The sequence below is a fragment of the Delftia tsuruhatensis NBRC 16741 genome (genome assembly GCF_001571325.1).
GTDB classification, from domain to species: Bacteria; Pseudomonadota; Gammaproteobacteria; order Burkholderiales; family Burkholderiaceae_C; genus Comamonas; species Comamonas tsuruhatensis.
Map to the genome: position 1 here is coordinate 204,615 of NZ_BCTO01000024.1, position 13,326 is coordinate 217,940.

Genomic DNA, 13,326 nt, shown 5'->3' on the forward strand with positions numbered 1-13,326 from the left:
TGCCGAAAACGGCTGAAAAGTTAGCCCCAAAGCCGGTTGATATCGTTGAAAAAGGCGACGGACATCATCATCATCAAAACCGCCACGCCTGCACGCTGCAAGCGTCCGGCCCAGACTTCCGACACGCTTCGGCCAGTCACGCCCTCCCAAAGATAATACATCAGGTGCCCACCATCGAGCACCGGCAGGGGGAGCAAGTTGAGAACCCCCAGGCTGATGCTGATCAGCGCCAGGAACGAGAGATATTGGACCAGGCCCATGCTGGCCGAACGCCCCGCGTAATCGGCAATGGTCAGGGGCCCGCTGATGTTCTTGAGCGAGGCCTCGCCGATCACCATGCGGCCCATCATGCGCAGTGTCAGCGACGACAGCTCCCAGGTGCGCTGCACGCCGGCCCACAGGCCCTCCAGCGGACCGCGCTGCACCAGCGCCATTTCCGGGGCGCTGCCGATGTAGGCGCCGATGCGGGCGATGCTTTCCTTGCCGTCTTCCGATCGGCCCAGGTCGGGCAGCACCGGGATCTGCAACTGCCGCCCCTCGCGCTCCACCAGCCAGATCTGCTGCTGGACCTGGCCCGATGCGCCCATCTTGCGGATGAGATTGCGCAGCTGCGTGCCATCGTCCACCGAGGTGCCACCCACGCGCAAAACCAGATCGCCCTGGCGCAGGCCCGCCTTCTCGGCGGCACCACCGGCAATCACCTTGTCCAGCACAGGCTGCGTCCAAGGACCAAGCAAGCCCAGGCGCTCGAAGAAGGCGGCATCGGGCTCGCCCTGAACCTGCCCAGCCAGCGCGAGCCGCAGTTCGGACGGGGCGGTGCGGCGGGCCTGGAGCACCTCCATGCGCACGGACTCGTCATCGAGCGCTGCACGGGTCAGCGTCCAGCGCAGATCATTGATGGAGCGGACCTCTTCCCATTCCTGGTCACCCAAAGCCATGCGCAAAACGCGATCGCCGCCTTGAACACCCGCCATTTGCAGCACCGTGCCTGCTGGCGGTGTTGCCAGCCGTGCAACGGGCTCCTGCATGCCGACCCAATTGACGATGGCCAGCAGCGCAATGGCCAGCACGAGATTGGCCACGGGGCCTGCGGCCACGATGGCTGCACGCGCACGCAGCGGCTGGGTGTTGAATGCCAGATGGCGTTGGTCGGCAGGCACCTCGCCCTCACGCTCATCGAGCATGCGCACATAGCCGCCAAGGGGCAGTGCACCGATGACAAATTCCGTGTCCGAACCCTTGCGCTTCCATCGCAGGATGGGGCGGCCGAATCCGACGGAAAAGCGAAGCACCTTCACGCCGCAAGCCACGGCGACGCGGTAGTGGCCCCACTCATGCACGGCAATCAGCAAGCCCAGTGCGACCACGAATGCGACAACGGTCAGCAACAATTGATACTCCTTTGAATCCAATGCGCCTCTGGATTCCGCCGCAGGCCCATCAAGAAAACCCTCCTGACCTGCGAAGCCGGCATCACAGCTGCCACTGCCGCGCCACGGTCTGCGCGATTTCGCGCGCCTGCGCGTCCAGGGCCAGCAGGTCTTCCAGACTGCCCAGTGTAGGCGGCAGCAAGGTCTCGAGCGTGCGCAAATTCACAGCGTGGATACGGTCAAATGCCAGGCGCCGCTCCAGGAAGGCGGCAACGGCGACTTCGTTGGAAGCATTGAGAACCGCCGTGGTTCCCTCGCTGGCGTGCAGCGCCTGCCAGGAAAGGTGCAGGCCCGGAAAGCGCACGGCATCCGCCTCCTCGAAGGTCAGGGCAGACAGCTTGGCGAAATCCAGGGGCGCCGCACCGCTGGCGATGCGGCGGGGCCAGGCCAGGCCGCAGGCGATGGGCACGCGCATGTCGGGCGTACCCAGTTGCGCGAGCACCGAAGCATCCTTGAACTGCACCATGGAGTGCACGATCTGCTGCGGATGGATGACGACCTTGATCTTGTCAGGCGCCATGTCGAACAGCCAGCGGGCCTCGATCACCTCCAGCGCCTTGTTCATCATGGTGGCCGAGTCCACGGAGATCTTGCGCCCCATGGAGAAATTCGGGTGCGCGCAGGCCTGCTCCGGCGTGATCCCGGACAGGGTGGACGGATCGCGCAGGCGAAAAGGCCCGCCCGAGGCTGTGAGCAGCAGACTGTCCACGCGATCGGGCCAACTGGTGCGGTCTTCGGGCAGGCACTGGAAGATGGCCGAGTGCTCACTGTCAATGGGCAGCAGCGTTGCGCCGTGGCGCTTGACGGTGTCCATGAACAGTGCACCGCCAACCACCAGCGCCTCCTTGTTGGCCAGCAGCAGGCGCTTGCCGGCGCGTGCGGCAGCCAGGCAAGGCGCCAGGCCCGCCGCACCGACGATGGCCGCCATGACGGCATCGGCTTCAGGATGCGAGGCGATCTGCTCCAGCGCGTCAGGCGACTGCAGCACTTCGGTGGCCAATCCATTGCTGCGCAGCTGCTCAGCCAGCAGCCTTGCATGCGGCGCGCTGGCCATGACGGCGTAGCAGGGCTTGAATTCGGCACACTGGCGCAGCATCAGGTCCACCTGCGTGGCCGCGCTGAGCGCAAAGACTTCGTAGTGATCGCGGTGGCGCGCCACCACATCCAGCGTATTGGTACCGATGGAGCCTGTGGAGCCCAGGACGGTGATTTTCTGCTTCATGAATGCGCGAAAGAGGAAAGCATCAGGGCCAGCGGCAGGGTCGGCAGCAGGGCATCGACGCGGTCGAGGACGCCGCCATGACCGGGCAGCAGGCCACTGCTGTCCTTGACGCCGACGCTGCGCTTGACCAGGGATTCGACCAGGTCGCCGACCACGCTCATCGCGGCCATGAAAACAACCGCCAGCAGCAGGAACCAAGCCCCGCGCGCCAGCAGCAATGAATAGAAACTGGGCACGGCCACCGCGTAGTGGCGGTCAGCCCAGACCCAGACCAAGGCCAGCACCACAACGCCTGCCATGCCGCCCCATACGCCTTCCCAGCTCTTGCCGGGGCTGATCGTGGGAGCCAGCTTGGATTTGGTGAATTTCAGGCCCAGGGTCCGTCCTGCGAAATACGCGAACACGTCGGCCACCCAGACCAGCACCAGCACCGACAGCAGGAAGTTGATGCCCATCATGCGCGCCTGCACCACGGCGACCCAGGCCAGCCACAAGGCAAGCACTCCGCCGACCAGGCGCACAGGCGCAGCAATGCGCGGCCAGCCAGCCACGCCGGCACGCAGCAGCGCCCCGCCACCCAGCACCCAGGCAGCACCGGCAACAATCCAGAGCGCTGACAGCGGACGCTCCAGCCAGCCGGCAGCCCAGGCGCCCAGGCACATCGCCGTGCAGATGGCGCCTATGCCGATGGCGCCCGCAGTGCCAAAGCCGTTGAGACGCCCCCATTCCCAGGCACCTGCCGCCATGAGCACGAGCACGACCACGGCGAACGGAATACCCGTGGGATAGAACAGCGCAGGCAACAGGATGGCCAGCAGGATCAGGGCGGTGATGACTCGCTGCTTGAGCATGGCTCCCCCTTGTTCAGGACGTCTGCGGATGGGACGACGTCGGTTGTGATTGTTGTACTTGCGCGGAAGTCTGGCCGAAGCGCCGCTCGCGTGAAGCGAAAGCCGCGATGGCCTCGTCCAGGCAGGCCTCATCGAAATCAGGCCACAAGCTGTCACTGAAGAAAAGCTCGGAATACGCAGCCTGCCACAGCAGGAAGTTGCTGATGCGCATTTCCCCGCCGGTACGGATCAGCAGATCCGGGTCGGGCACATGGGCCAGCGCGAGCGCGCGGTCCAGGCTCTGCGGGGTGATGGGCTCGCCCTTCTCTGCCAGCCGGGCAGCTGCCTGTGCAATGTCCCAGCGTCCGCCGTAGTTGAAGCAGACGTTGAGAACCAGGCGATTGTTGTGCGCAGTGACGGTCTCGGCCTGCGCAAGGCCCGCGCACACTTTATCGCCCAGGCCACTGCGGTCACCGATGAAATGCAGGCGCACGCCGTCGCGGCTCAGTTGCTGCACTTCCTTGGCAAGCGCATTGGCCAGCAGGCCCATGAGACCGGAGACCTCCTCTTCGGGACGGTTCCAGTTCTCGGAAGAGAAAGCGAAGACGGTCAGGACCTGCACGCCGCGCTGGACGCAGGCGCGGGCGCAGCGGCGCAGTGATTCCACGCCCTGCTTGTGGCCAGCCAGTCGCGGCAGAAAGCGGCGATTGGCCCAGCGTCCATTGCCATCCATGATGACGGCAATATGGCGCGGCACCGCGCCGGAGTCTTGTTTGGTCAAAGGTACGGACCCTGAGGCAAATGAGGCAGGACGCCTCAGACCGCCATGATGTCTTGTTCCTTGGCCGCCACCAGCGTATCGATCTCGGCGATGTGCTTGTCGGTCATCTTCTGGACATCGGCTTCGCAACGCTTTTGATCGTCTTCCGAGGCTTCCTTGTCCTTGACCAGCTTCTTGACGGCTTCGTTGGCATCGCGGCGCAGGTTGCGCACGGCGACCTTGGAAGCTTCGCCTTCATTGCGCGCCAGCTTGGTCATTTCCTTGCGGCGCTCCTCGCTCATGGGAGGCATGGGCACGCGGATCAGGTCGCCCAGCGAGGCGGGGTTCAGGCCCAGATCGCTTTCGCGGATGGCCTTCTCCACCTTGGCCGACATGCTCTTTTCCCAGGGCTGGACGCTGATGGTGCGCGCGTCAAGCAGGGTGACGTTGGCCACCTGGGACAGCGGCACCATGGAGCCGTAGTACTCCACATGGATGGAGTCCAGCAGCGATGGATTGGCACGACCGGTGCGCACGCGCGCAAGATTGTTCTTGAGCGCTTCGATGGACTGGCCCATCTTGGACTCGGTGGTCTTCTTGATGTCTGCAATCGTCATGTTCTTGTTCCTTGAAGAGCTGTGTAACGCGGTATCAAAACGCTCAAGCGTACACCAGCGTGCCCTCGTCCTCGCCCATGACCACGCGCTTGAGCGCGCCGGGCTTGACGATGGAGAACACCCGGATCGGCAGCTTCTGATCGCGGCACAGCGCAAAGGCGGTGGCGTCCATGATGCCCAGGTTGCGCGAGATGGCCTCGTCGAAAGCCAGCTTGTGGTAGCGGGTCGCGTCGGGGTTCTTCATCGGGTCGTCGGTGTAGACACCGTCGACCTTGGTGGCCTTGAGCACCACCTCGGCGCCGATTTCAGCGCCACGCAGCGCGGCGGCCGTGTCGGTCGTGAAGAACGGGTTGCCGGTGCCGGCAGCGAACACCACCACCTTGCCCTCCTCGAGGTACTGCAGGGCCTTGGGGCGCACATAGGGCTCCACGACCTGCTCGATGGCAATGGCCGACATCACGCGGGCTGTCAGCCCCTGCTTGTCCATGGCATCGGCCAGGGCCAGGGCATTCATGACCGTGGCCAGCATGCCCATGTAGTCGGCGGTGGCACGGTCCATGCCGACCGAGCCGCCAGCCACGCCGCGAAAGATGTTCCCCCCACCGATCACCACCGCCACCTGGACACCAACCTTGGTGACCTCGGCAATTTCGGAAACCATGCGCTCGATGGTCGCACGGTTGATGCCGAACGAGTCATCCCCCATGAGTGCCTCACCGGACAGCTTGAGCAGGATGCGCTTGTGGGCCGGTGTGGCGTGGGTCATGGTGTTTCTCCGAAGTGGTGGATGATGATGGATGGTGAAGGAAACGGTTCGGTCGCCCGGAAGGATCAGGCGCCGGCCTTGGCGGCAGCCACCTGGGCAGCCACTTCGGCAGCGAAGTCGTCGACCTTCTTTTCAATGCCTTCGCCGACCACGTACAGGGTGAAGCCCTTGACGTTGGTGTTGGCGGCCTTGAGCATCTGGGCCACGGTCTGCTTGCCGTCGGCAGCCTTCACGAAGACCTGGTCGGCCAGCGAGACTTCCTTCAGGTACTTCTGCACCGAGCCTTCGACCATCTTGGCGACGATGTCGGCAGGCTTGCCGGACTCGGCAGCCTTGGCGGCAGCAACGGTACGCTCCTTCTCGATCAGCTCGGCGGGCACGTCGGCGCTGGTCACGGACACGGGCTTCATGGCGGCCACGTGCATGGCGACATCCTTGGCAGCCGTGGCATCGCCGTCGAACTCGACGACCACGCCGATGCGCGAGCCGTGCAGGTAGGAAGCCAGGCTGGAGCCTTCGAAGCGCTTGAAGCGGCGGAAGGACATGTTTTCGCCGATCTTGCCGATCAGGCCCTTGCGCACGTCTTCCAGCGTGGGACCGAAGCCGTCCTGCTCATAGGCCAGTGCGCTCAGCGCGGCCACGTCGGCGGGGTTTTGCTCGGCGACCAGCTTGGCGGCGGCGTTGGCCATCGCGATGAAGCTGTCGTTCTTGGACACGAAGTCGGTTTCGCTGTTGACTTCGATCATGGCACCCTGGTTGCCATTGATGAAGGCAGCGATCACGCCTTCGGCGGTCACGCGCGAGGCAGCCTTGCCAGCCTTGGTGCCGAGCTTGACGCGCAGCAGCTCTTCCGCCTTGACCAGATCGCCTTCGGCTTCGGTCAGGGCCTTCTTGCACTCCATCATGGGCGCGTCAGTCTTTGCGCGCAGTTCAGCCACCATGCTTGCGGTAATTGCAGCCATCGTATTTCTCCAATGTCAGTTCGATTCGTTACAGGATTTCGGCTTAAAAAAACGGGGCTACGCTGAGCCCCGCTTTTTATTCGGCGACGAGGTCGCTCAGCCGGACAAGCTCAATCAGGCAGCGGATTCTTCCACTTCCACGAACTCGTCACCGCTCTCGCCGGATGCGGCCTTGACCACGTCGGTCAGTGCAGCAGCGCGGCCTTCCAGGATCGCGTCGGCGATGCCTTGGGCGTACAGTTGCACGGCCTTGGCAGAGTCGTCGTTACCGGGGATGACATAGTCGATGCCTTCGGGATTGTGGTTGGAGTCAACCACGCCGACCAGGGGGATGCCCAGCTTCTTGGCTTCGGCCACGGCAATCTTGTGGAAGCCCACGTCGATCACGAAGATGGCGTCGGGCAGGCTGTTCATGTCCTGAATGCCGCCGATGTCCTTTTCCAGCTTTTCCAGTTCGCGAACGAACATCAGCTGTTCCTTCTTGCTCATGGCTTCCAGACCGGCTTCCTGCTGGGCCTTCATTTCCTTCAGACGCTTGATGGACGTCTTGACGGTCTTGAAGTTGGTCAGCATGCCGCCCAGCCAGCGCTGGTCAACGAAAGGAACGCCAGCGCGCTGGGCTTCGGCAGCCACCAGCTCGCGGGCCTGGCGCTTGGTGCCGACCATCAGGATGGTGCCGCCGTTGGAAGCCAGCTGCTTCACGAACTTCTGGGCGTCCTGGAACATCGGCAGCGACTTTTCCAGGTTGATGATGTGGATCTTGTTGCGGTGGCCGAAGATGAAGGGGGCCATCTTGGGGTTCCAGAAACGGGTCTGGTGACCGAAGTGGACGCCTGCTTCCAGCATATCGCGCATAGTGACGGACATATGAATACCTCAAAGGTTAGGTCTAAAATCCAGCCCGACAATTGCCCCTGGATACAGGAAGCAACACCTTGAAGGGACTGGTTTGCGATTGACTTTGCAACGGGGGTTGCAAGCATGGGCAGGCATTCATGACGAACACCTCGCACCCCAAAGCCATCACCTGATCTCCGGCAATTCCGAAGAAAATCAGGGTGAACCCCTAGCAAAGCCGCAAGATTCTAGCATACGCCATCCCAAGACTGAGGCTTCGCACCCAACGCGCGCTCACACCCCGCATAGCCATGGCTGCCGCATCGGCCACACACTCCTGTAGTGATAGCTACATCCGCTTGATAATTCAGGCACTTCAGCAGATTCCACCCCAAAATGAACATCGCGATTGTGGGCGCCGGCAGCATTGGCGTTGCGACAGCCCACGCACTGGCCCAGGTCGGGCACGAGGTCACCGTCTACGAGCGCCATGGCACGGTGGCCGAGGAAGCCAGCTTCGGACATGCCGGCTGGCTGGGCCCCAGCCTGCTCCAACCGTGGAGCGTCCCCGGCCTCTCCACCATAGAACGCTCACCCACGCTTCCCGGCCGGCAGGCTTTGCCACGCCCCGGCTCCGGAAACCTCGCAGCCCAGCTGCGCTGGCTATGGCAATGGCGCCAGGCTGGGCGGCGCCTGCGCAAAGCCGGCGAACCCACAGCCACGATGGCGGCACTGGAGACACTCACCCAGCGCAGCCAGCAGTTCCAGCAATCGCTGTGGCGGCAGTGGGAGCTGGACCCGGAATATGTCTCCGGCAGCCTGGTGCTGCTGGGCAGCGAGGCCGACCATGAGCAACTGAAACCTGCACTGGCAGCGCTGGCCGAGGCCGGCACGCGCTGCGAGGCACTGGATGCCGCCCAGACCCGCCTGCGTGAGCCCGCGCTGGGCGAGGAGACCGCACTCGCAGGCTCCTTGTATTTCCCGCAGGCTGGCGCCGCCAACGGCCGCCTGGCCACGCTGATGCAAAGGCAGGCCGCACAGTCCGCAGGAGCACGATTCGAGACGCAACGCCTTGTGCAGCGACTGCAGCCCGGCGGCGCCGGGCGCACCGCTCGCCTGCAGCTGCAAGGCGAAGACACGCCCCGGTCGCACGATGCCATCGTCGTCTGCGCTGGCGCCGAGGCCGCAAACCTGCTCGCGCCGCTGAGCCTGCGCCTGCCCATGATCGCCCTGCGCGGCTATGGCATCAGTGCTCCGCTGCGCGAACAAGGCTACGCGCCCCGCCACGCCATCGTCGACTGGAGCGAGCAGATGACCCTGGTGCGCCTTGGCCAGCGCATGCGGGTCGTGGCCGGCGCTGAACTGGGCAGCCACGGCCCCATGCACGAGGCCACGCTGCAGCGCATGTACCACCGACTCAACATGGTCTTTCCCGGCAGCGCCGTGCTGACCTCGGGCGTTCAGATCTGGCATGGCACACGCATGTGCACAGCCGATGGACTGCCGTTGCTGGGCGCCAGCGGTTTGCCCGGCATCTGGCTCAACCTGGGCCATGGCAGCTGTGGTGCCGCCATTGCCCAAGGCTGCGCCAGCATGCTGAGCGACCTGATGGACAACCGCACCAGTTTCCTGGACAGCGCATTGCTGGATCCGCGCCGCTTCGGCTGACCGCTGCCGACACCCCGCCCTGCGGCTGGCGGCTATGCTCAGGCCATGCTGCGCATTCCCACATCCACCGCATTGCCACTGTTCGATACAGTGGCCACACGCACCCTGGAACAGCAGGCCGCGGCCCGACTGCCCGAACACTGCCTCATGCAGCGCGCAGGCATGGGGCTGGCACGCCTGGCACGCGCCATCGCCCCTCACGCCAACCGCATCTGGATCGCCTGCGGCCCTGGGAACAACGGCGGAGATGGCTTGCAGGCAGCCGCCTGGCTTCAACAGCACCTGAACACGATGCCGGCACGATCCCGCAATTGCCGCATCCTGGTCAGCTGCGTGCGCGAACGCGACCGCATGCCCGCCGACGCGCGTGCCGCATGGGATGCGGCCCACAAGGCCGGCGTGCAATGGATCGCCCACATGCCCCCTGACATGGGGCCTCAGGATCTGTGCATTGATGCCTTGCTCGGCATCGGCCTGCGCCGACCCGACACGGCAAGCCCACCCACCCGAAAAGATGACCGATTGCTGCCGCTGCTGCGCAGCCTGCAGTCCGGCATCAGCCCCGTCCTTTGCGTGGACATCGCATCCGGCCTGGATGCCGACACCGGGCAATACCTGCCTGGATTCGAGCCCATGAACCTCCCGGTCAGCGCACGGCATACGCTGGCTCTGCTGACACTGCATCCCGGCCTGTTCACAGGAAGCGGCCGCGACGCCTGCGGCCAGATATGGTGGGACGATCTGGACACAGGACTGGCAAGCAGCGCGCCACCCTTCGCCATCTCACCGTGCGCACAACTTTTCTCCCCGGAAGCCCGCGCCCCGCGTCCGCATGCCAGCCATAAGGGGAGCTTTGGCGACGTGGCCATTCTGGGCGGAGAGGGGCTGGAACACCGCGGCCTGTCCATGACCGGCGCCGCCTGGCTGGCCGCACTGGCAGCCTTGCACGGCGGGGCGGGACGCGTGATGCTGGCACTGCTCGATGCCTCGCACGGGTCAGGCCAGGCCATCTCCCCCTGGCCCGAAATCATGTTGCGCAGCCCCAAAGCACAAGACTGGCGCGGCGCCACCGTCGTGTGCGGATGTGGCGGCGGCATGGCGGTGCGCGCCTGGCTGCCCCAAATTCTGGATCAGGCGCCCAGGCTGGTACTGGACGCAGACGCACTGAACGCGGTTGCCGAAGATGAGTCGCTGGCCCTGCTTCTGAAAGAACGCAGCCGACGCAGCCAGCACACGGTGCTGACACCGCACCCGCTGGAGGCCGCCCGCCTGCTGAACATGAGCACTGCCCAGGTCCAGGCCCAGCGACTTTCAGCAGCCAGGCAACTGGCGCTCCAATTCAACTGCACTGCGTTGCTGAAGGGCTCGGGCACCGTGATCGCCGGACCGCAGGGCGACGGCAATGCATCGCCGCCCTGCTGGATCAACCCCACAGGCAACGCCCGGCTGTCCACCGGAGGAACCGGAGATGTTCTCGCCGGGCTGATTGCCGCGCTATGGGCGCAAGGGCTGGACCCCGCGCAGGCCGCAACACTGGCGGCCTGGCGCCACGGCCATGCGGCAGACCAATGGCCTTCGCAAATGCCGTTCAGCGCCAGCGCGCTGGCCCAGCGGCTGGGCCAATAGACGCCCTCAGGGCTTGCGCCGGGGCTTGGATGTCTTGCCTGCCACCTTGGACTTGACGGCCCCCAAGGCCTTCTTACCCAAGGCGCGCAGCGCCTGCACCGGCGATGGCGGCGGCAACTGCGGCAGACCGTGGTCAGCATCGACGGCGACAGACTTGCGCGCTTCAGCCGCCCTGCCCCTGCGGGAAGCGCGTGCCGCAGGTGCGGACGAACCCGGCACCACGGCCGGCTCACTCACGTCGCTTTGACGCACTGGCGCGGCCGGGCGGGACTGGGCACTCGCATATTCAGCCTCCAGCGCGGCCAGGTTCACGCCCTTGACCATGGCCTTCTTGGACGCCTTGCGCCCCTGCTTGCCGGAAGACACCGCGCCATCGGATTCAGACCGGGCTCCGCCGGCACCGCCGGAGTTACGCTGCGCACGCTTTTCCTTGGCGTCGCGGCGCCCCCATTTTTCGCCCTGATGGGCTTCCGTGCGCGCCGGCGCCCTGCCGGAACGACCCGAAGCCGGCTGCTCTTCGCCGTCGCGCACCAGGCGGAAATCGATGCGCCGGCCATCCAGGTCCACACGGCTGACCTGAACGCGCAGCCGCGTACCTATGCCGTAGCGGATGCCCGAGCGCTCGCCCCGCAGTTCCTGGCGCGCCTCATCAAAGCGGAAGTAGTCCCCCCCCAGCTCGGTGATGTGGACCAGACCCTCCACATACATGGCATCGAGCGTGACGAAAATGCCGAAGGTGGTGACCGCAGAGACCACGCCTGCGAACTCCTCCCCCAGATGCTCACGCATGTACTTGCACTTGAGCCAGGCCTCGACATCTCGGCTGGCCTCATCGGCGCGGCGCTCGTTCGCGCTGCAGTGCAGGCCTGCAGCCTCCCAGGCCTGGACCTCGGCGGCGGGCGCGCGCTTGCGCGGCTTCTGGCCGGGTGCACTGACACGCGAGGCCAGACGCTTGGCCAACTTGGCTTCGGCCTCTCCAGGCGTGGGCAGCTCGGGCAGGCGATAGTGCGTGCCTTCAAGCTCGGCCTTGATCACGCGGTGCACGAGCAAGTCGGGATAGCGGCGAATCGGACTGGTGAAGTGCGTATAGGCATCGAAGGCCAGCCCGAAGTGGCCCGAATTTTCAGGCGTGTAGAAGGCCTGCATCATCGAGCGCAGCAGCATGGTGTGGATCTGCTGGGCATCAGGCCGGTCCTTGGTGGCATTGGCAATGGCCTGGAATTCGGACGTGGCCGGATTCTCGCCAAGCGCCATACCCACCCCCATGGCCTTGAGGTAGTTGCGCAGGATGTCCTGCTTCTCCAGCGAGGGCTTGTCGTGCACGCGGAACAGGCCAACGCGGCCGCTGTGCTCGATGAAGTCCGCGCTGCAGACGTTGGCGGCCAGCATGGCCTCCTCGATCAGCTTGTGCGCCTCGTTGCGCGTGCGCGGCACGATCTTCTCGATGCGGCCGTTCTCGTCACAGACGATCTGCGTCTCCGTGGTCTCGAAGTCCACGGCGCCGCGTGCTTCGCGCGACTTGAGCAGCGCCTGGTACACCCCATGCAGATTCAGCAAGTCGCCCACGCGATCGGAGCGCTTGGCAGCCTCCGGGCCACGCGTATTGGCCAGGATGGCAGCCACCTCGTTATAGGTGAAGCGCGCATGGCTGTGCATCACCGCGGGGTAGAACTGATAGGCATGGATATCGCCCTTTGCAGTGATCAGCATGTCGCAGACCATGCACAGGCGATCCACATCGGGATTGAGCGAGCACAGGCCATTGCTGAGCTTCTCGGGCAGCATGGGGATCACGCGGCGCGGGAAATAGACGCTGGTGGCACGGTCATAGGCATCGATATCGATGGCACTGCCCGTGGTCACGTAGTGACTCACATCGGCAATCGCCACCAGTAGGCGCCAGCCCTTGCCGCGCCCGACCTTGGCAGGCTCGCAGTAGACGGCGTCGTCGAAGTCGCGCGCATCCTCGCCATCGATGGTGACCAGGGGCACATCGGTCAGATCGATGCGATTCTTGCGATCGGCAGGCCGCACCCTGTCCGGCAGGGCCTTGGCCTGTGCCAGGCAGGCATCGGAAAACACATGGGGCACGCCGTACTTGCGCACCGCAATCTCGATCTCCATGCCGGGATCGTCGACCTCACCGAGCACTTCAATGATGCGCCCCACGGGCTGGCCGAACAGTGCAGGCGCCTCGGTCAACTCCACCACGACCACCTGCCCGATCTTGGCCGAACCCGTCGCGTTGACAGGGATCAGGATGTCCTGGCCATAGCGCTTGTCTTCGGGAGCGACCAGATACACGCCGCTTTCCTGCAAGAAGCGGCCAATGATGTTGTGCGCAGGCCGCTCGATGATCTCGACCACGCGGCCTTCAGGCCTGCCGCGGCGGTCCTGCCGCACGATGCGAACCTTGACACGGTCCTTGTGCAGCACCGCACGCATTTCATTGGGAGGAAGGAAGATGTCGCCTTCGCCGTCATCACGGATGACGAAGCCATGTCCGTCGCGGTGCCCCTGCACACTGCCCCCGATTTCGTCGTTCGCGTCGGCACTTTTTGCGTGAGGGTTCATTTTCTTGGTATACAATCTAAATCTTTCCTGAGAT

General features: G+C 64.7%; 11 protein-coding genes. 2 read left to right on the top strand and 9 right to left on the bottom strand.

The features are described from left to right. Nucleotides 1-20: 20 nt before the first annotated feature. The 8 genes from rseP to rpsB form a co-directional block, all read right to left on the bottom strand. Complete coding sequence (gene rseP, locus DTS01S_RS13395; protein ID WP_026062158.1) at nucleotides 21-1,391, bottom strand: RIP metalloprotease RseP; 1,371 nt, start codon at nucleotides 1,389-1,391, stop codon at nucleotides 21-23. An 82-nt stretch (nucleotides 1,392-1,473) separates the two neighbouring features. Further along, complete coding sequence (ispC, locus tag DTS01S_RS13400) at nucleotides 1,474-2,652, bottom strand: 1-deoxy-D-xylulose-5-phosphate reductoisomerase (protein ID WP_061287853.1); 1,179 nt, start codon at nucleotides 2,650-2,652, stop codon at nucleotides 1,474-1,476. After that, nucleotides 2,649-3,503: a phosphatidate cytidylyltransferase gene (locus DTS01S_RS13405; RefSeq protein WP_016447485.1), complete on the bottom strand. Its 855-nt coding sequence runs from the start codon at nucleotides 3,501-3,503 to the stop codon at nucleotides 2,649-2,651. The genes ispC and DTS01S_RS13405 overlap by 4 nt, the downstream gene beginning before the upstream one ends. A 13-nt stretch (nucleotides 3,504-3,516) precedes the next feature. Then, nucleotides 3,517-4,263 (bottom strand): polyprenyl diphosphate synthase, encoded by a 747-nt coding sequence (gene uppS / locus DTS01S_RS13410; protein WP_016447486.1) that lies wholly within the window; start codon nucleotides 4,261-4,263, stop codon nucleotides 3,517-3,519. 35 nt (nucleotides 4,264-4,298) lie between these two features. Then, complete coding sequence (gene frr / locus DTS01S_RS13415) at nucleotides 4,299-4,859, bottom strand: ribosome recycling factor (protein WP_016447487.1); 561 nt, start codon at nucleotides 4,857-4,859, stop codon at nucleotides 4,299-4,301. 43 nt (nucleotides 4,860-4,902) lie between these two features. Further along, nucleotides 4,903-5,625: a UMP kinase gene (gene pyrH, locus DTS01S_RS13420; RefSeq protein WP_016447488.1), complete on the bottom strand. Its 723-nt coding sequence runs from the start codon at nucleotides 5,623-5,625 to the stop codon at nucleotides 4,903-4,905. Nucleotides 5,626-5,690: 65 nt separating this feature from the next. Then, nucleotides 5,691-6,587 carry a translation elongation factor Ts gene (tsf, locus tag DTS01S_RS13425; RefSeq protein ID WP_016447489.1) on the bottom strand — a complete coding sequence of 299 codons (897 nt, stop codon included), beginning with the start codon at nucleotides 6,585-6,587 and terminating at the stop codon, nucleotides 5,691-5,693. A 114-nt stretch (nucleotides 6,588-6,701) separates the two neighbouring features. Next, nucleotides 6,702-7,454, bottom strand: coding sequence for a 30S ribosomal protein S2 (rpsB, locus tag DTS01S_RS13430; RefSeq protein WP_016447490.1), 753 nt, complete (start codon nucleotides 7,452-7,454; stop codon nucleotides 6,702-6,704). 366 nt (nucleotides 7,455-7,820) lie between these two features. Between rpsB and DTS01S_RS13435 the strand changes: the two genes are divergently transcribed. Then, the gene (locus DTS01S_RS13435) at nucleotides 7,821-9,092 is read left to right on the top strand and encodes an FAD-dependent oxidoreductase (RefSeq protein WP_017404497.1); all 1,272 of its coding nucleotides are present in this window, start codon (nucleotides 7,821-7,823) and stop codon (nucleotides 9,090-9,092) included. Between the two features lie 45 nt (nucleotides 9,093-9,137). After that, nucleotides 9,138-10,718, top strand: a complete 1,581-nt coding sequence (locus DTS01S_RS13440; protein WP_017404496.1) for an NAD(P)H-hydrate dehydratase — start codon at nucleotides 9,138-9,140, stop codon at nucleotides 10,716-10,718. Nucleotides 10,719-10,724: 6 nt separating this feature from the next. Here the strand turns inward: DTS01S_RS13440 and rnr are convergent, their stop codons facing one another. Beyond that, nucleotides 10,725-13,292, bottom strand: coding sequence for a ribonuclease R (rnr, locus tag DTS01S_RS13445; protein WP_061287854.1), 2,568 nt, complete (start codon nucleotides 13,290-13,292; stop codon nucleotides 10,725-10,727). Nucleotides 13,293-13,326: the final 34 nt, after the last annotated feature.

Bases quoted from the DNA above. Each gene is read 5' to 3' on its own strand.
- ispC (WP_061287853.1), bottom strand. From the start codon at position 2,652: ATGAAGCAGAAAATCACCGTCCTGGGCTCCACAGGCTCCATCGGTACC.
- DTS01S_RS13405 (WP_016447485.1), bottom strand. From the start codon at position 3,503: ATGCTCAAGCAGCGAGTCATCACCGCCCTGATCCTGCTGGCCATCCTG.
- frr (WP_016447487.1), bottom strand. From the start codon at position 4,859: ATGACGATTGCAGACATCAAGAAGACCACCGAGTCCAAGATGGGCCAG.
- pyrH (WP_016447488.1), bottom strand. From the start codon at position 5,625: ATGACCCACGCCACACCGGCCCACAAGCGCATCCTGCTCAAGCTGTCC.
- tsf (WP_016447489.1), bottom strand. From the start codon at position 6,587: ATGGCTGCAATTACCGCAAGCATGGTGGCTGAACTGCGCGCAAAGACT.
- rpsB (WP_016447490.1), bottom strand. From the start codon at position 7,454: ATGTCCGTCACTATGCGCGATATGCTGGAAGCAGGCGTCCACTTCGGT.
- DTS01S_RS13435 (WP_017404497.1), top strand. From the start codon at position 7,821: ATGAACATCGCGATTGTGGGCGCCGGCAGCATTGGCGTTGCGACAGCC.
- DTS01S_RS13440 (WP_017404496.1), top strand. From the start codon at position 9,138: ATGCTGCGCATTCCCACATCCACCGCATTGCCACTGTTCGATACAGTG.
- rnr (WP_061287854.1), bottom strand. From the start codon at position 13,292: ATGAACCCTCACGCAAAAAGTGCCGACGCGAACGACGAAATCGGGGGC.